Origin of the sequence: Saccharibacillus sp. WB 17 (assembly GCF_008634075.2) — a bacterium.
GTDB classification, from domain to species: domain Bacteria; phylum Bacillota; class Bacilli; order Paenibacillales; family Paenibacillaceae; genus Saccharibacillus; species Saccharibacillus brassicae.
Genome location: NZ_VPFK02000017.1, coordinates 64,930 through 83,385 on the forward strand (window position 1 = coordinate 64,930; position 18,456 = coordinate 83,385).

The 18,456-nt window shown below is 62.3% G+C and carries 13 protein-coding genes; 3 read left to right on the forward strand and 10 right to left on the reverse strand.

Annotated elements, in window-relative coordinates; translation table 11 throughout:
- Positions 1-75: 75 nt before the first annotated feature.
- The 4 genes from FTE24_RS08715 to FTE24_RS23465 form a co-directional block, all read right to left on the reverse strand.
- Positions 76-1,293 (reverse strand): CynX/NimT family MFS transporter, encoded by a 1,218-nt coding sequence (locus FTE24_RS08715; RefSeq protein WP_150232896.1) that lies wholly within the window; start codon positions 1,291-1,293, stop codon positions 76-78.
- Positions 1,294-1,375: 82 nt separating this feature from the next.
- Complete coding sequence (locus FTE24_RS08720; protein ID WP_150232897.1) at positions 1,376-2,068, reverse strand: FadR/GntR family transcriptional regulator; 693 nt, start codon at positions 2,066-2,068, stop codon at positions 1,376-1,378.
- 274 nt (positions 2,069-2,342) lie between these two features.
- Positions 2,343-2,951: a lipoprotein BA_5634 family protein gene (locus FTE24_RS08725; RefSeq protein WP_150232898.1), complete on the reverse strand. Its 609-nt coding sequence runs from the start codon at positions 2,949-2,951 to the stop codon at positions 2,343-2,345.
- Between the two features lie 486 nt (positions 2,952-3,437).
- Complete coding sequence (locus FTE24_RS23465; RefSeq protein WP_272915068.1) at positions 3,438-3,563, reverse strand: hypothetical protein; 126 nt, start codon at positions 3,561-3,563, stop codon at positions 3,438-3,440.
- Between the two features lie 318 nt (positions 3,564-3,881).
- Between FTE24_RS23465 and FTE24_RS08730 the strand changes: the two genes are divergently transcribed.
- Complete coding sequence (locus tag FTE24_RS08730) at positions 3,882-4,841, forward strand: cation diffusion facilitator family transporter (RefSeq protein ID WP_150232899.1); 960 nt, start codon at positions 3,882-3,884, stop codon at positions 4,839-4,841.
- Positions 4,842-4,939: 98 nt separating this feature from the next.
- Here FTE24_RS08730 and FTE24_RS08735 read toward each other — a convergent pair whose 3' ends face one another.
- Positions 4,940-5,845: a DMT family transporter gene (locus FTE24_RS08735; protein ID WP_150232901.1), complete on the reverse strand. Its 906-nt coding sequence runs from the start codon at positions 5,843-5,845 to the stop codon at positions 4,940-4,942.
- Between the two features lie 183 nt (positions 5,846-6,028).
- On the opposite strand from FTE24_RS08735, the gene FTE24_RS08740 reads away from it, so the two are divergent.
- Positions 6,029-7,393 carry an aminotransferase-like domain-containing protein gene (locus FTE24_RS08740; protein ID WP_150232903.1) on the forward strand — a complete coding sequence of 455 codons (1,365 nt, stop codon included), beginning with the start codon at positions 6,029-6,031 and terminating at the stop codon, positions 7,391-7,393.
- A gap of 26 nt (positions 7,394-7,419) precedes the next feature.
- A complete protein-coding gene (locus FTE24_RS08745) occupies positions 7,420-9,462 on the forward strand; it encodes a Na+/H+ antiporter (protein WP_150232905.1) in 2,043 nt (680 codons plus the stop codon).
- Between the two features lie 206 nt (positions 9,463-9,668).
- Here the strand turns inward: FTE24_RS08745 and cydC are convergent, their stop codons facing one another.
- The 5 genes from cydC to FTE24_RS08770 all read right to left on the reverse strand — a co-directional run bounded on the left by cydC (position 9,669) and on the right by FTE24_RS08770 (position 18,237).
- On the reverse strand, positions 9,669-11,459 hold the full coding sequence (cydC, locus tag FTE24_RS08750; RefSeq protein ID WP_150232908.1) for a thiol reductant ABC exporter subunit CydC: 1,791 nt from the start codon (positions 11,457-11,459) through the stop codon (positions 9,669-9,671).
- Positions 11,456-13,318 (reverse strand): thiol reductant ABC exporter subunit CydD, encoded by a 1,863-nt coding sequence (gene cydD, locus FTE24_RS08755; RefSeq protein WP_150232910.1) that lies wholly within the window; start codon positions 13,316-13,318, stop codon positions 11,456-11,458. Before cydD ends, cydC begins: the two co-directional genes overlap by 4 nt.
- Before the next feature lie 14 nt (positions 13,319-13,332).
- A complete protein-coding gene (locus FTE24_RS08760) occupies positions 13,333-14,346 on the reverse strand; it encodes a cytochrome d ubiquinol oxidase subunit II (protein ID WP_202111808.1) in 1,014 nt (337 codons plus the stop codon).
- Positions 14,343-15,725 (reverse strand): cytochrome ubiquinol oxidase subunit I, encoded by a 1,383-nt coding sequence (locus tag FTE24_RS08765; protein WP_150232914.1) that lies wholly within the window; start codon positions 15,723-15,725, stop codon positions 14,343-14,345. The genes FTE24_RS08760 and FTE24_RS08765 overlap by 4 nt, the downstream gene beginning before the upstream one ends.
- Positions 15,726-16,104: 379 nt before the next feature.
- Positions 16,105-18,237, reverse strand: a complete 2,133-nt coding sequence (locus FTE24_RS08770) for a S9 family peptidase (protein WP_150232916.1) — start codon at positions 18,235-18,237, stop codon at positions 16,105-16,107.
- Positions 18,238-18,456 lie beyond the last annotated feature (219 nt).

The following is an 18,456-nucleotide window of genomic DNA, read 5'->3' on the forward strand; positions in this document are numbered from 1 at the left end:
TTTCAAAATCGTTCCGTTCGTCCGATGCCGTACGTTCCATCCGCGAAAATCGCCTGATTGTCGCGATTCATACGATCATTCGTGCACATACCGTCCGCCGCGTCCCGCGCCGAGGCCGGTCACCAGGTAGACGGCGACGATGCCGAACATGACGTAATACGGAATCTGCCAGCCGCCGGTCGCGTCGTGCAGCGTGCCGTACAGCAGCGGGCCGCAGCCGGCCAGCAGATAGCCGACGGACTGGGCCATACCCGACAGGTCGGCCGCTTCGGAAGCGTTTTTGGTCCGCAGCGAGAAGAACATCATGATCAGGCTGAACGAGAAGCCGCCCGACAGGCTGAAGAAGACGATCGCGGCGATGATGATCGGCAGCGAACCGTTGGCATACAGGAAGCCGAAGATGCCGACCACGTAGAACGCCGAGGTCATGACGATCAGCGGCCGCTGGTCTTTGACTTTGGACGCGATGATCGGAGCGATGAAGTTGATCGGAATCATCAGCATCTGGAACAGCGACAGCATGTAGCCTCCGATGACCGGGTCCAGATGCTGGGCGTGCATCATGTTCGGCATCCAGGCGACCATGATGTAATAGACGGAAGACTGCATGCCCATATTGACCGTGACCATCCAGGCCAGCGGCGACCGCCAGATGCTGCGCTTGGGCACGTCGGGCGCGCCGGTATTGGCGGCGCGCGTATTGCGGCGCAGCTGCGGCAGCCAGACGATCAGGCCGATCGCGGACAGGATCGTCCAGATCAGCAGCGAGCCGCGCCAGCCGATGCCGGTATTCGAGATCGGCACGCTGATCGCGGCCGCCGCCGAAGCGAAGATGCCCATCATGATCGAATACAAGCCGGTCATGACGCCGACTTTGAGCGGGAATTCCCGCTTGATAATGCTCGGCAGCAGCACGTTGAACACGGCGACCGCGAGGCCGATCAGGAACGTGCCCGCCATCAGCGGCACGATGCCGCCGAACGGGCGGAACAGGCTGCCGATCACGATGAGCACGAGCGAGACGAAGATCAGCCGTTCGGCGCCGTAGCGGCGCGCCCATTTCGCCACGAACGGCGACAGCAGTGCGAACGCCAGCAGCGGAAGCGTGGTCAGGAAGCCGGCCATCGTGTTCGACAGCGACAGCGCCCCGCGGATCGTGTCGATGATCGGGCTGAGGGAAGTGATATGCGTGCGCAGATTCGCCGCGACCAGCAGGATGCCGGCGAGCAGCAGATAATAGACGCTGCTCGGCGCGTCCTGGGTGCGCGGTATTTCGGTTTTTTTCGTCGTCATGGGTTCTAACTCCGTTCCGGCCGCCTTCTTCGGGCGGCATCCAGTGAATTCGTTGCGGGCGCAGCGGACCGCCCCCGCCCGGCTACGCCCCGCTGTGCTCCTGCTCGTGCGGCGCCTTGAAGCGGGCAATATAGTCGTCGACTGCCCGCGCCGCCCGCGCCGCGTCGCGTTCGCGAATCGCGGCGATCAGCTCGGGATGGCCGACCTCGTAGCGGCTGCCCGCGATGCCGCGGTTGACGGTGATCGAGATTTGCAGCTTCTCGAACAGGCTTTCGTACAGGTCGGCGAGCAGGACGTTGCCCGAAGCGGCGACGACGGCGCGGTGCAGATTCCAATCGGCCCGCTTGAACGCGTCGGGGTCTTCCGCTTCGCCGTTCATCGCTTCCCGGCACTGCGCGGCGAAGAGGTCCAGCCGTTCCAGGTCTTCGTCCGTGCGCCGCCGACAGGCGAGCGCGGCGGCTTCGCGGTCCAGCGCATGCTGGACTTCCAGCGCTTCCAGTACGGAGGAGCGTCTCATCCGCTTGTGCAGGATCGCGCTCAGCTCGCTGTTGGCCGTGACGAACGTTCCGTCGCCCTGACGCGTCTCCAGCAGTCCGACCTGCACAAGGCCGCGGATCGCTTCGCGCAGCGTGTTCCGGCTGACCCCGAGGCTCTCCATCAGATCGGCTTCGCGCGGAATACGGCTGCCGATATCCCATTCGCCGCCCGTAATGAGCGCTTCAAGCTGTGCGTAGACGCGCCCGGACAGCGTTTGTTTTTCCAATTTCTCGAACATGTGCGCCTCCTCACCAAAGGTAGGATGATTGGTTGTTTCGCTCGAATCAGTATAAAAGGTTTGCCGGAAGTTGTAAAGGAAAAGGAAGCGGAGACAGAAAAGGAAACGGAAAAGGAAACGGGAAAAGTAGAGGGTAAGCAAAAAGCCTTTGTCCGCATTCGGAAAAAGGCTTTGATCGAAGGCGTCCGTCTGTGTGCCGGAAGTCTCCGCCGTTATGAAGGTTGGTTTTTCGTTCGGTCCGGATACGGTCGGCACTTCGCCCTATCCCGGTGTATCAATGAATCTTGATCAGCCGGGCGCCCTGCTCGAAAGCGGCCATTTTTTCGCTGACATCGTCGAACGTGCCGTATTTGAGCAGGCTGAGCTGCGATTCGGACAGCGGGAGCGCCACATACGCTTTTTCCGGCAGAGCCACGATCGCGGATTCGGTCACGCGCAGATTGCCCAGGAAATAATCGCCGCCGTAACCGAGCCGCGTCGGAGTGCCGCCCAGCGGATAGGCGGAAGCTTGGGCTTCGTCCGGCTTGGCCGCAAACAGCAGTCCTTCCGAATCGGCAGGCCGGATCGGAAGCTCCCCGAGCGGCTGGCGCTTGTCCGAATTGTCGGGGTCTTTGCGCAGGATCAGCCCGCGTGCGGTCCAATCCCGGGCGGTGGCTTCGCTGACGATCAGCGTCTTGGCGTCCCATTTGACGGGATAATCCCATCTTTCTTCGGGAAGGGCGCGCGCTGCTTGAATTTCGGCCCGGATCTGCTGGGCACTTCCGGTCAGCAGGATCGCGTTGGCCCGGTCGTTGAGCAGCGGAAGCGCGACGAACACGAACGCCGCGGCGGCCGCCGCGCACACCAACAGACCCGCCAATGTTACAGCCCTACTTTTTTTCATAAAAACTCCCTCCTCGGTACGGGGCTTGCGCCGCCGTTAATAAGATTAGTGTAGGACGAGGAGAGAGGAGGCTCCATGGATCTGTCTTAACCGCACCTTACATTTGTGTTAAGCTTGGCTTGCCAACGAATCGTAGACACGCTATTAGGCGTTTCGGCGCGGCTTTACGATTGTTAACGAATCGTACGCACGCTATGGAGGCCAAAGTGCCGCAAAACGGCCTTATTCCGGCGAATAAGAATAGCAGGATTCGTTAGTTTGCCAAAAAATGCGGAATATCGGCAAATAGCGATCGGAGGGTTCGTTAGACGGTAGACAGTAGACGGCAGACGGCAGAGAGGGCACGAGCCGGATGCGACACGGCTCTGCGCAGCGGCCCTCCGCAGCAGCTCCACGCAAAAAAAGCCTCCCGAAGGAGGCTTTCCTGCGTTCGGCCGCCGCTTGGGTGCGGACCGTACGGCGGCCGGGCAGGTCGCGCTGCGAAGATTACTTCGCGCCGCGTTTGCCCATCGATTGCAGCTGCGACATCAATTTTGTGCGGGAGTCCTTGTTCCTGAGCAGATAAGCAGCTCCGAGTCCCATGGCAGCGGTCATCAAAGAAGATCTTTTCATGGTTAATTCCTCCTCTAAAGGTGTGTGTAACAGATGTTGATATTGTGCCTTGTTCAAAAATTACCCGCTCCTCCGGCGCTGAAACGTTTTTGTTTTCAAAAAACGAAAGGTGGGCTATAATAGAACGTCTTGACGGATTTCGCAGAGATTCACAATCCAAACGGTTCGGAGACGATCCCCATGAGCAGGCACGAACGAAAGATCTTTGTCGCACACGGAATCGCATACGGCGTTTTTTTGAAAAAGTTCACGGGTTCCCGGACCGGTCGGACTTTTTTTGTTTCCTTGGGGCAAGAAAAGTGACGGAGGGAAGAAGACATGGAAGAGGTCAAAAAGCAATCGATCTTCGCGGCGTGGATCAGTCTGATCAGCAACGTGCTGCTCACTATTTTGAAAGTCGCGGTCGGCCTGCTGTTCAACAGCCCGGTGCTGATCGCGGACGGCGTGCATAATGCGGGCGACGTGATCGCGTCCGCGGCGGCGCTCGGCTCGATGCGAATCTCCAGCCGGCCGCCGGACGAGGATCATCCGTACGGACACGGCAAAGCCGAAGTGATCGGTGCGAGCGTCGTAGCGACCATCCTGCTGCTCGCGGCGTTCTACGTCGGCTATCATTCGATCGTCGCGCTGTTCGAGCCGATGCCGGAAGCGCACGTGATCGCCCTGATCGCGGCCGTGCTGTCGCTGATCTGGAAGCTGGTGCTGTACGTGTACACGATCCGCATCGGGCGCCGCGCGAACAGCAAGGGTCTGATCGCGACGGCGCAGGATCATCTGGCGGACGTGTACGCGTCGGGCGCGGCGGTGATCGGGATCGGGCTCGGCTTGATCGGCCAAATGGCGAACATGCCGATTCTCGCCTACGGCGATCCGATCGCGGGGATCATCGTCGCGGTGCTCGTGCTGAAGCTGGCCGCCGATATGGCGCGCGAATCGATCGACATTTTGATGGAAAAAGCGATCGGGTCGCACGAGCTGGCCGCGCTGGAACAAATCGTCCGCGGCATCGAAGAGGTCAAGCGGATCGACCGTATCCGCGCGCGCGAGCACGGGCAGTACATCATTATCGACCTGCGCGTCGGCGTCGACGGGCAGATGACGATCCAGCAGGGACACGACGTCATCCGCAAGATCAAAAAAGCGATCCTGTCTTCCCACCCGAACGTCAGCGAAGTCATGATCCATCTCAATCCGTGGTATCCCGGCGCGCCCGAAGCGAGCGAAGCCGAGCCTTCCGTCAGTATCGGCGGCTCGGGCGGGGTGCGTGTGGAGGAATAAGCCGCGCAAGCGCCAGACGCCCAAAAAAAGCCTTACGTTCCCGCTGCCGCGGAAAACCGTAAGGCTTTTTTGGTAAGCGTATCCGGTTTGTTGGAGATTTATTTGCGGCGCGACAGCGCCGAACCGACGACGCCGGCCACGATCGCGGCCGCGCCGAGCAGCGCGTAGGCGCTTACCGTCTCGCCGAGCAGCAGCGCTCCGGCCGCCAGGGCGACGACCGCCGACAGGCTGCCGAACACGCTCATGCGGGAAGCTTCGATCCGCGACAGCGCATAGTTGGACAGGTACGACGTGGCCAGCGAAGACAGCACGCCGAGGTAGAGCATCGCCGCGAGAAAAGACGGCAAAGCAAGCGGCGCGGCCAGCTCCGGCAGCGTACCCGCGGAAGCATGGCGAATAAGCGCCAGCAGGCCGAACGTGACGAACCCGAGCAGGTTCATAAAATAGGTCAGTTCGCGCGGGGTGTACGAGCCGCTTAATTTGCGCGCCAGCACGTTATAGCCGGCCTGCGAGAACGCCGAGCACAGCAGCAGCAGGATGCCGACCAGGCTGGCGGAGAACGCGGCGCCTTCGCGCCCGGCGAACAGGCAGGCGACGCCGAGCACGGACAGCAGCGTGAAGATTTTCTGCGCGCGGCTCGACCGTTCGCCGAGCAGCAGCCCGGCCAGAATGAGCGTGAACACGGGCACGGCGCCCTGGATCATGCCGGCTTCGGCCGAAGACGCCTGCAGCAGGCCGAACGTCTGGAAGCTGAAGAACGCGACGGGATAGAAAATCGTGACGGGCAGGATGCGCAGGGCACCGCCGCCGATTTTGCGCAGGCCGGCGCGTCCCGGAAAAGCAAACAGGGAAGCGGCGGCGAAAGCGAACAGGAAGCGGTAAGCGAGAATGTCGAGCGGGTCGGCGGTTTGCAGCGCGATTTTGACGAACAGAAAAGAAAATCCGATAATGAGCGCGTTCAGGATCGCGGCCGCATAAGCCCGGTGCGCGGGGCGGATAGGCATGGCAGTCAACTCCGATACAGGGAATGGCCGAAGCTTCGAGAAACGGGGTTGCGTGGCGTTTTTCGAAGCCGGGGCAGGCAGTGCGGCCGCATCTGCACTTTTTATTCTAAAGATCGCTTGGCCATGCTACAATAGACATAATAACGATCTGTACCGGTACAGATCGGAGAGGAGAAGCCGCGGATGTACAAATATATGGAGCTGTTGAACGAATTGGAAGGATTGATTGCGGGTACGATGAAGGAAGGAGACAAAATTCCTTCGATCCGCACGCTGTCGGAACGGTATGTGTGCAGCAAAAGCACGGTCATCCGCGCGTTGTCCGAACTGGAGCGGGGACATCTGATCTATGCGTCGGCCAAAAGCGGATATTACGTCCTCGGCCGCGCGGCCCGGGAAGAACCGCTCAGCCGCGCGATCGATTTTGCCCATTCCGCGCCGGACCCGGACATTTTCCCGTACCTCGATTTTCAGCAGTGCCTCAACAAAGCGATCGACACGTACCGCAACGACCTGTTTATCTACGGCACCCCGGGCGGGCTGCCGTCGCTGGTCCGGGAAATGCAGCGGCATCTGGCGGGCTACCAGGTGTTCGCGGAGCCGGAGCGGATCTTTATTACTTCGGGCGCGCAGCAGGCGCTTACGCTGCTGGCCGGGATGCCTTTTCCGGGCGGGCGGCAGACGGTGCTCGTGGAGCAGCCGACGTATCCGCTGTTCGCGGCCTACCTCGAAGCGCACCGCATTCCGGCCGCCGGCATCCGCCGCGACGCGGACGGGATCGACATGGACGAGCTGGAGCGGATTTTTCGCGGCGGGGACATCAAGTTTTTCTACACGATTCCGCGTTTTCACAATCCGCTCGGCAGTTCGTACACACGCCGGCAAAAAGAGCAGATCGCGAAGCTTGCCGCCCGCTACGGCGTCTATCTCGTCGAAGACGATTACATGGCCGACCTGGAACAGGACGCCAAGTCCGATCCGCTGTACGCTTATGACCGGGAAGGGCGGACGATCTATCTGAAAAGCTATTCCAAAATCCTGTTCCCCGGCCTGCGCGTAGGCGCCGCGGTGCTGCCGTCCGAGCTTGCCGAATCGTTCGGCCGCTACAAGCAGCTGCAGGACATCGACAGTTCGATGCTATCGCAGGCCGCGCTTGAGCTGTATTTGAAAAGCGGCATGTTCGAGCGGCACCGCGAAAAAATCCGCGGCTGCTACAACCGGCGCTCCGAACTGCTGAGCCGCGCGATCGGGCTCGCCCGGGACACGCATCCCGGCGTGTTCGGCGGGCCGCTGCCTTCTCCGGGCGGCATCCACACGCATCTGCTGCCCGAAGCGTCCGCTCCGCTGACCGGCGTGATCGAGCGGCTGCGCCTCCGGGGCGTGCATGTCGAGAGCGCCGGCACGCATTACCTGAACGGCTTCCGGGCCGATGCCATGCTCAAGCTGAACGTGTCCGGCGTGCGCGAAGCGGACATTCCCGGCGGCGTCGCTGCTGTCGCCGAAGAGCTGGCGCGGGTCTCGCGCCGATTGCAGCCCCATACCCCCTAATCCAACCGAAAAGGAGCAACCGCCGAATGGAGCTTTTTATTAGTATTCTGTTCATGCTCGCGATCATCGGGATCTCGAACGTGGTCAACCGATTCCTGCCTTTTGTGCCCGTCCCGATTATCCAGATCGGCCTCGGCGTCGCCGCCGAGCTGCTCCCGCCGCATATCCATGTGCCGCTGGAGCCGGAACTGTTCCTCGTGCTCTTCATCGCACCGCTGCTGTTCAACGACGGACGGATCATTCCGCGCGGCGAGCTGTGGAACCTCCGGGCTCCGATTCTGCTGCTGGCGCTCGGGCTCGTCTTCGTCACCGTCGTCGTATTCGGCTATTTGATTCATTGGGTCATCCCGACCATTCCGCTGGCTGCGGCGTTCGCCCTGGCGGCGATTCTGTCGCCGACGGACGCCGTTGCGGTCGGTTCGATCGCCGGACGAATCAAGCTGCCGAAAGACATCATGCGCCTGCTCGAAGGCGAAGCGCTCGTTAACGACGCGTCGGGCCTCGTGGCGTTCAAGTTCGCCGTAGCCGCCGCCGTCACGGGCGCGTTCTCGATCTATCAGGCTTCGCTGAGCTTCCTGCTGATCGCGATCGGCGGTCTGCTCGTCGGCGCGCTGCTGTCGTTCGTCATTATCCGTATCCGCGTCTTCCTGCGCCGCCTCGGCATGGAAGACGAGACGCTGCACGTGCTGATCCAGCTCGTGACTCCGTTCGTGCTGTATCTGGTCGCCGAACATCTCGGCCTGTCCGGCATCCTCGCCGCCGTCTCGGGCGGCGTCGTCCACGCGATCGAACGCGATCGCGCCGAGTCGGTGCGGGTCAAGCTGCAGGTCGTCTCGAACAGCACGTGGTCGGTGTTCCTGTACGTGCTGAACGGTCTCGTGTTCGTCCTGCTCGGATTGCAGCTGCCGGAAGTACTCGGCACCGTGTTCGAAGATCCGGCTATCAGCAGCCTCGGCGCGCTGTGGCACGTAACGTGGATCTCGGTCGGCCTGATCGTGCTGCGCTTCCTGTGGATCTATGCGTACTGGTTCTTCACGAGCCGGGGCAGCAGAATCGGCCGCACCGGCAAGTCGCTGTTCCAGGCGGCGCTGCAAACGGCGCTGTCGGGCGTGCGCGGAGCGGTGACGCTCGCGGGTGCGTTCTCGATTCCGCTCGTGCTGAACGGGGGCCTCGCGTTCCCGGAACGCAACTTGATTCTGTTCCTCGCCGCCGGCGTTATCTTGTTCACGCTGCTTGCGGCCAGCGTCCTGCTGCCGCTGCTGTCGGGCAAGGAAGCGGCCGAAGCGCCGCAGGCCGAGCAGCCGCTCAAGCGCCGCATTCTGAGCGCGATCGCGCAGCGAATCGGCCAGGAAGAACTGGCCGAAGGCCGCTCCGGCGTCAATGCGACGGAAATTCATGACTTCACGAAATATTTGCAGCGCATGGAAGAAGCGACCAGCGCGTATTCGCTTGACCCCGAAGCGCCGCGCCGCGAAGCCGACCTGATGTACGCCGGTATTCGCGCGCAGCGCCGGGAACTGAGCAAGATGGTTCAGGACGGCGATCTCGGCCAAGAAGAAGCGACGCCGGTGTTCGAGCATCTGGCCCGGATCGAAGAGAGCATCCCGGGCCGGCTGGAAGCGCGCGTCACCGCTCCGGCGGCCGATATCGGCCGCTTCGCCGCCGCTTTGTTCGCCCGCGGCCGCCGCGGCGAACTGACGGACAAGCACGCGTTCTGCTCGCTGCAGACCGCCAAGACGCGTATGGCGCAGGCCGCGATCGAAGCGATCGACAAGCGCACGAACGACTCCAACCGGGCCGAAGCGAAGCGCCTGACCGACGGCTACAACCAGCTGATCGCAAGGCTTGCGAAGACGGACTTCGGCCTGCTCGGCGAAGAGACCGAGGAGGAGCGGGAAGAACGCGAGGAACGGATGCAGGAGCGTCTGTCCGCTATTCAGGAGCAGCGCGACCATGTGCAGCGTTTGTTCGAAAAAGGCGAAATTTCCCGCGAACTGGCCGGCCGCCTGCGGCAGTTCATCCGCTATTTGGAGACCGACGTACCGGAAGAAGAAAACTTCGGGCATTGAGTCCAAGCCAAAAAGCGCACCGTCCTCTATGGACGGTGCGCTCGGCGGGCCGGGGATCCGGCCTGTTGCCCCTATCGTTCGATTTCAGACTCCCGCCGCGGATCGCCTCCGCAGCGGGAGTTTTTTGGCGTGCGCGTAGATCGGCTTGCAGGCCTGCCTCCACGTCTGTGCGCGGCCTGATTGCGCTTCGGCTTCATCCGGCAAGTTCACCCGGCGAGGTCATCCGGCGAGCCGATCATCTGCCGTTCGATCTGTTTCATGGCGTAGAAATAACCCTCGCTGCGCATCAGTTCCGCATACGTGCCGCTTTCGACGACGGAGCCGCGGTCGACGACGACGATCCGGTCCACCCGCTCAAGACCCGCGAGGCGGTGGCAGACCATGATCAGCGTATCGCCTTCGGCCCGTTCCAGCAGCGCTTCGAGCACGCGGCGTTCGGTCACGTAATCGAGCGCGGAAGTCGGCTCGTCGAGCAGCCACAACCGGCCGTTTTTGAGCAGCGCGCGGGCGACGGCCAGCCGCTGCTTTTCGCCGTCGGACAAATTTTCGCCTTTTTCCAGTACGGGATCTTCGGGGCGTTTGTCCGTCAGGTCGACCTGCGCCAGCACGCGCCGCAGTTCATCGTCGCCGATAGATTCGTCCGCGAGCAGCAGGTTGTCGCGAATCGTGCCGCGGAAAAAGTGGCCCGATTGAAGCACGACGTTGGCTTCGCGCCAGAGGTCTTCCGCGTCCAGCTCGCGGAGCGGCACGCCGCTGAGCGAAATCCGGCCTTCCGTCGGCGCATGCAGCTTGAGGATCAGCTCCAGAATGCTCGTCTTGCCCGAACCGCTCGGGCCGACGATCGCCGTCTTCGACCCGGCTTCGAAGCGGAGCGTAACGCCGCTCAGCACGGGCCGCCAGTCTTCGGCGTACCGGAACCCGACGCCGTCCAGCTCGACGGCGACAGCCGCGCCGCGCTCCGGCTGCGCCGCCGCCGGAACGGCGCCCGAAGCACCTTCCGCGCTCAATTTGCCGCTCGCGTCCGCTCCCGCCACCCCGCGAGCTTCCCCGTCCGCGAACGTCTCGCCCAGCCGGCGGGCGGCGAAGGCGCTGTCCCGCTTGTACGCGGGCAGTGTCGCCATGGCGGCCGATTCGTCGAACACGGTCATCGACGCCATGATGAGCATGGCGAGGAACACGCCGGCCATCCGGCCGTCCGCGATCAGGAACGCGCCGAGCACCAGCACGCCCCAGGAGACGAAGAACGTGACGAAAGCGTGCAGCGATTGTCCGCGCAGCAGATGCAGCGCGTCCGATTGCTGGGCTTCGGTCAATTCGCCGGAAGCGGCGAGCAGATCTTGTTCGCGCTGCTTGAGCCGGCCGTACACTTTGAGGTCGACGAAGCCGCGGAGCAGCTCGGTCGTCTCCGCCGACAGGTCGGCGCGCCGGCGGCGTACCCGGCCGTCCGTGCGGCGCTGCCCGATCCGGACGAACGCCGGAACGGCGAAAGCCGTGAGCAGCATGCCGAGCACGAGCAGCAGCGCGATCCAGATCGAGAAGAACGACGCGAACAGCATCGTCGCGAGAAAGACCGATACGACGATGATCGGCGGATACGCGACGCGCAGGAAGTAGAACTGCAGGCTCTCGATATCGCCGACGATCCGCGCGAGCAGGTCGCCGCTGCGCGTGCGGGTCAGGATGCCGGGCGCAAGCGGCACCAGTCTGGCGAAGAAGTCTGTCCGCAGGCGGCTCAGCAGCGAGAAAGTGGCGCGGTGCGAGAACAGCCGCTCTCCGTAGCGGCTCGCGGCGCGGGCCAGGCCGAGCAGCTTGACCAGCGAAGTGAGCAGGATCAGCGTGTACAGCGGCGGCACGAACACCGTTTTGGCGATCAGGTATCCGCTGGCGGAGAAGAGGACGACGCCGGCGATTCCGGCGAGGAATCCGCCCACAATCGACAGCAGGATGTCTTTGCGCTCTTTGAGCATCGCCCGGGCAAACAGGGAACGTTCGGTCATGCCGTGACCCCCTTTCGCTGAATATCGATCATCTGCGCGTACGCCGGCAGCGTATGCAGCAGTTCGTCATGGCTGCCGCTGCCGATCAGCCGGCCCTGCTCCATGAACAAGATGCGGTCCGCCTGCCGGATCGTGTGCAGGCGGTGGGCGATCGTGATGACGGTCGCCTGCCGCGACAATTCGGCGATCGCCCGCATCAGCACCCGTTCGGTGTGCAGGTCGAGCCCGACCGTCGGTTCGTCGAACAGCAGCACGGACGGCCGCTTGAGAAAAGCCCGGGCCAGCGCCAGCCGCTGCTTCTCGCCGCCCGACAGGCCGCGGCCGCCGTCGCCGACGACCGTATCGTAGCCGTGCTCAAGCTCGGCTGCGAGAACCGACAAGCCCGCCGCTTCTCCTGCCTGAACGATCTCTTCGCGCGAGACGTCCCGGTCGGCGCCGATCGCGATATTGTCCGCAACCGTGCCGGCGAAAATGTACGGGTGCTGCGTAATGTAAGTGACGCGCGCGAACCAGTCGTCTTCGTTGGTTCGCGTCAGTTCGCGGCCCGCGATCCGGACTTCGCCCGACGAAGGCGGCAGCAGTCCGGCGATCAGATGCAGCAGCGTCGTTTTGCCGGAACCGCTTTTGCCTGCGATCGCGATCTGTATGCCCGGCTCGATCTCAAGCGAACCGGCGTGCAGCGAGAACGCGTCTTGCCCATAGTCGAACGAGAGTCCGCGCAGCTCGATCAGGGGCGGGTGAGCGCCGTGCTGACGTCCATGCGACGTTCCCGCCGCCGCATCCGCGTCGACGTTCATCTTCGCCGCGCCGGGCATGGATGGATCAAGCGCCGCCACGCCGCTCCCGCCGCGTGCGCCGGTCGGGGCAGCGCCGGTGCCGTTTGCCGCCAAAGCGACTTCGATATTGCGGATCGCACCGAGGCTGGTGCGTCCGCCGTGGAAAGCCGTGCCCATATTTTTGAGCAGATTATAAAATTCCGGCACGAGCAGCAGCACGAGAAAAGCGGCATGGAACTGCATCGTTTGGAACACGACGAGCTGCAGGGCAAGATCCAATGCCACGATGCCGATGCCGAGCATGACGATCGTCTCCAGCGCGAACGTGTTGGTGAACGCGACCCGCAAAATGTCCATCGTCGCGTCGCGGTAAGACAGGCTGCTGCGCTCGATTTCCTGCTGCTGCCGCTTGGCCCGCCCGAACAGTTTCAGCGTCACCAGCCCCTGCAGCGAATCGAGGAACGTGCCGGAGAAAGCGGCGAGCTGCTCGAACTTTTCTTCCGATTTGTGCTTGGTTTGAATGCCGATCAGCGCCATAAACAGCGGAATGAACGGAGCCGTGAACAGCAGGATCAAGCCCGACGGCACGTGCACGACAAAAACGGCGATCAGGATCAGCAGCGGAATGATCGAAGCTTCGATCATTTTCGGCGTGTATTGGCTAAAATAACCGTCCGCTTCGTCTACCGCGTCGAGCGCGAGACTGACTTTGCCGCCTGTCTGTCCCTGCCGCGCCGCGAGCAGCGGATTGGCGGCCAACGTCCGCAGCAGCCGCGCCCGCAGTTCTTTTTTGGCGTCCGCCGCGATCCGCAGTCCGATCTGTCCGTTGGTGTGAGCCAGCAGCGTGCGCATGGCCATGACGACGAGCAGCGCCGCGAACGTGAACAAGAGCGCGGCCGGGGCCGCTTTTTCCACGAACACGCGCTGCACCGCTTCGGCCAGCAGCACGGCCTGCCCGATCGTCGCGGCGCCGAGCGCAAGCGAGACCAGCCGGATCAGCAGCGTCCGCTTGCGATGCGCCGCCATCAATTCGGGCAGAAGTCCGCTTTTTGCGCGTCCGCGTCGGGGTTTGCTTGTTTTCATGGCCGATCGCCTCCTTATTTTTTCCCTTTGACGTAATCCGCATCGAACAGGAACAGCCGGAACACGAGTGCAAGCGACGGGATGAGCAGCAGCAGCCCGGCGACGAAGACGACCACGAGCGCGATGCCCATCGCTTCCTGCGTCGCCCCGCCCTGAATCGTGATGTACGGATCGAGGATGTACGGATAATGTCCGATCCCGTATGCGAAAAACGCGCACAGAAACTGGAGCATCAGTCCGATAAACGCCCAGCCGTAAGCACGGCCTTTGAACAGCAGCCACAGCACGATGAGGAAAAAGACGACAGACAGCCCGAGCAGCCACCACAGATCCATCATGTTCTGGAAATGCCGTTCGTTATGCTGGCTCAGATACAGCACCGACGTGAACGCGGCGATGATCGTCGGCGTGCTCCAGAACAGGGCGTAGCCGCGCATCAGCTCAAGCGCCGGCTTGTCGTCCGCCCGCGACGCGTAGAACGCGAGGAACGATGCGCTGATGAACAGGACCGACGTGAGCGCCAGACCGACGATGCTCCACGCCAGCGGGCTCGTGAACAGCGCCAGATAGTCCAGCGTCACAATTCCGTTGTTTTCGGTAATAAAGCCGCCTTCGGACAGCACGAGCGCCACGGACAGCGAAGCCGGAATAAGCAGGCCGGTCGCGCCATAGAGAAACAGGAAGACGATATTTTTCTTCGAGCCGTAGTTCTCGAACGCATAGAACGAACCGCGGATCGCGAGCAGGATAATGGCGATGCTGCCCGGCACGAGCAGGGCCGAACCGTAATAATGCGCCGCGTCCGGGAAAAATCCGATCAGACCGACGAAGAAGAAGACGAAGAACACGTTCGTGATTTCCCATACCGGCGACAGATAACGCGAGATCAACCGGTTGATCAGATGATCGTTGCCTGTCAGGCGCGCATAGAAGGCGAAGAACCCGGCGCCGAAATCGATCGAAGCGACGATCAGATAGCCGTACAGAAAGATCCACAAGACGGAAATGCCGACAATTTCGTAGCTCATGATACAGGATCACCCGCTTTCTTCGCCTGTTCGTCTTGCAGCGCCTGCTGCTTGGCGTGCGCCGCTTTCTCCAATTCGACTTCGGCCGGATTGTCGCGGAACAGCCGGCGCAGGACGACGGCGCACATCGTGCCGAGCAGGATGTACAGCGTCAGGAACACGAAGAACAGCGCCACGATGCTCGGAGAAGTCGTCGCGGCCTCTTCGACCCGCATATAGCCGCGGATCATCCACGGCTGCCGCCCGATCTCGGCGTAGAACCAGCCCAGCTCCACGCCGAGGAACGCAAGCGGCCCGCCGAACACGATCACGCGCAGCATCCAGCGGTTGAGCTCGCCGCTCTTTTTGCGCAGCCGAAGCAGGAGGAATACGGCCGAGACGGCCAGCAGGGTGAAGCCGACGCCGACCATGGCGTCGAACAGGTAATGCACGAGCAGCGGAGGCTGTTCGTCGAGCGGGAACTCGTCGAGTCCCGTCACTTCCGCGTTGAAGTCGCTGAACGCGAGGAAGCTGAGCGCATTCGGAATATGCAGCGCACCCATAATCTCGCGTTCGGCGTTCAGCCAGCCGAGGAAGATCAGGTCGGCGCCTTGCTCCGTCTTAAAATGCCATTCCGCGGCCGCCAGCTTCTCCGGCTGATGCTCCGCGAGGTACTTGGCCGATACGTCGCCCGCAAGCGCCGTCAGGAAGCTGAACAGCAGCAGCACGCCCATCATGAGCTTGAGCCCTTTTTTGGCATAGTCCGTCGCGCCTTTTCGCAGGATCGAAAACGCCGCGACGGCGGCCAGCAGCGCAGCTCCGGTCATGTAGGCCGACGCCAGCACGTGGAACACTTTGGACGGCGTCGCTTCGTTGAACATCGCCTGCAGCGGATGCACCGCCGTGAACTGTCCCGCTTCGTACAGGAACCCGGCGGGCTGGTTCATGAAGCCGTTAACCGACGTGATGAAGAACGCCGACATGGCCGCTCCCAGCACGACAGGCACCGTCAGCAGCCAGTGCAGGTACGGATTGCGGAAGCGATCCCAGGTGTACAAATAAATGCCGAGAAAGATCGCTTCGAAAAAGAACGCGAACACTTCCATGAACAGCGGCAGCGCGATGACGTTGCCCGCCATCTGCATAAAGTTCGGCCAGACGAGCGCCAGCTGCAGCGCGATCGCGGTGCCCGTAACGACCCCGACCGCGACGGAGATCACAAAGCCCCGTGTCCAGCGTTTGGCCATAAGCGTGTAATGATTGTCTTTTTTGCGGATACCCACGAATTCGGCGATGGAGACCATCAGCGGAATCGCGACTCCGATCGTAGCGAAAATGACGTGGAACGACAGCGTTAACCCCGTAACGAGCCGGCTCCACAGCACCGTATCGACCATCATGCGACATCTCCCCTTTCCCGATTTGGCTTCTTTCATTTTTGCGCCAATGAATTGAGTTCAGTATATCGGGACGATCCGCGCGAGCGGAGGGATCGGCGAACGGTTTCAAGAAAGGGTCAAAGCTTTGCGTCGATTCCGTGAAAAAGAGCACAATGACCCGTTCGAGTCATTGTTTGCGGGAGGGAGGTGTGGTATTCGTAACTTTTTAGCATAATCGTACTGGGATGCGCTGGCTATGAGATTGATCACGGGAAGGGGGGCTTTTGAGCCCGTGACCACGCCAAAAAACCCGACCCGCCATTAGGCGGATCGGGTCTCTCTACATGCCCAGCTTGAAGATAACCTTGCCCTCCAGCCGGACTCTTATTCTCCTCAAAACCTACACCAAATGATCGTCCATCCACCCCGCGATATGCGACAGCCTCGCTACCCGCAGCGAAGGATGGCCGCCGCGGGACAGGTCGTGGCTGGCGCCCGGGAAGCGGACCAGGCGCGTTTTGCGGCCGAGGCGCTTGAGCGCGATGAACAGCTGCTCGCCCTGCTCGATCGGGCAGCGCAGATCCTGCTCGCCGTGCAGGATGAGCAGCGGCGTGCGCATCTGCTGCACATAGGCGAGCGGCGAATGTTTCCACAGCAGCTCGGTATCCTGCCACGGATCGCCGCCGATCTGGTCTTCGGTAAAGTACGGCCCGATATCGCTCACGCCGTAGAACGAAATCCAGTTCGAGATCGAGCGCTGCGTCACGGCGGACTTGAAGCGGTCCGTGTGGCCGATGATCCAGTTGGTCATGAAGCCGCCGTAGCTGCCGCCGGTCACGCCGAGACGCTTCTCGTCGATATAGGCGTAGTTCGCCAGCGCATAATCGACGGTCTCCATGAGGTCGCGGTAGTCGCCGCCGCCGTAATCGCCGCGGCAGGCGTCGACGAATTCCTGGCCGTAGCCGTGGCCGCCGCGCGGATTCGCGAAGATGACGGCATAGCCTTTGGCGGCGAGCAGCTGGAATTCGTGCATGAACGTATGGCCGTACATCATATGCGGGCCGCCGTGGATCTCCAGAATCGTCGGCACTTTCGGCGTTCCGGCCGAAGCGGCAGCCGCCGCGTCGAAGCCGACCGGCTGCATGATCCAGCCCTGCACGTTCCAGCCGTCTTCGGTCTGCACCCAGAACGATTCCGGCGCGCTCAGCTCGCGTTCGCCCAGCCATTCGCCGTTGGCGTCGGTCAGGCGCGTCTCCTGCTTCGTGCCCGGCGAGAACCGGTACAGGTCGCCCGGATTCAGCGCATCGGCGATCGCGACGACGAAGCCGCCTTCATGGTCCGGCGCCAGCTGATACACGTCGCGGTCGCCGACGATGACCTCTTCGTGGCCGGAGCCGTCCGCCGCGAAGCGGGCCAGCCCCGCGCTGGCGTGACGGGTGAACAGCGCGTAGACGGAGCTGCCGTCTTCGGAGAACAGCGGCGCCGGCGAAGGCAGCATCGAGCGCATATCGCCCACGACGAGGTTGCCGACAAGCAGGTCGCGGTCGTCGGTCAGGCAGAGAATGTCGCCGCCTTCGGCCGGGATGCTGTACAGCCGGTTCAGCGTCGCGTTGTGGTACGAACGGTCGCTCGCGAAGAACGCGATCTTCGAGCCGTCCGGCGACCAGGCCGGCTGGCCGATGCTCCAGTTCGAATCGGTCAGCTTGCGGCGGCTGCCGCCGTAAGCGTCCGCGACGTACAGGTCGCTGACCAGCAGCAGGTCCGGATCGGTCTCGTCTTCGCTGTCTGCCGGAATGTAGGCGGTGAAGGCGATCGTCGTACCGTCCGGCGACCAGGCGAAGCTGCCGACGTCGAACTCGCCCGACGTGACGGCCTGCGCCTCGCCGTCTGCCGCGTCGACGACAAACAGATGGCTCCGCTTGCCGTTCCACAGGCCCGAGCCGTCGCCTCTGTAGCGGATCCGGTCGACGACGAGTTCTTTGAGCGGCTTGTCTTTGGAAGGTGCGCCTCCCTCGCCGGTCTTCGCTTGGCCGGCGTTTTCTTGGCCGACCTTCGTTTCGCCGTCGATGCCCTTCTTGCGTTCGCCGCCCGGTTCACGGCCGTCTTCGTCCGAACCGTCTTCGCTATGGCCGCTGTCGTCCGGGTCGACTTGCGACGAGACGAGCAGCTTCGATCCGTCCGGGGACCAGGCAAAAGCGCCGGCGCCTTCGCTCAGATGCGTCAGCACGCGCGCTTCGCCGCCGGATGATGGCAGCAGCCAGATCTGGCGCTTGTCGCCATGTTTGCGGGCAAAAGCCAGGCGGGTGCCGTCGGGCGACCACGCCGGAGAAGCGTCCTGTTCGCCCGACGTGAACAGAATGTCCTGCGCGCCGTCGGCCGACAAAGCCCGAATACGGGTCATATAGCCGTCTTTGGCTTCGTTGACGGTCCGTTCCGTGTACGCGATGCGTCCATCCGCTTTGGATACGTCGGGTGCGCCCACCCAGACGAAGCGGTACAGATCTTCCGCGGTCAATCCGCGTTGTTCGCTCATTGCTTACGCCTCCTGTGTCGTGACTGCTTGGGTTGCTGGCTTGAAGCTTTCTTTTACGATTCCATGATACGGCAAGCGTTCCCGATCGGCAAACCGGACACGCAAAAGCAGCCTCTTTTGGCGAAAGGGGGGCTTTTTATTGAGAGAAAGCGTATTCTGCGACCAGCGATTCATTGGCTAGTGGTTAAATATACCGTAGAATCTATAGTAATCGGCGCT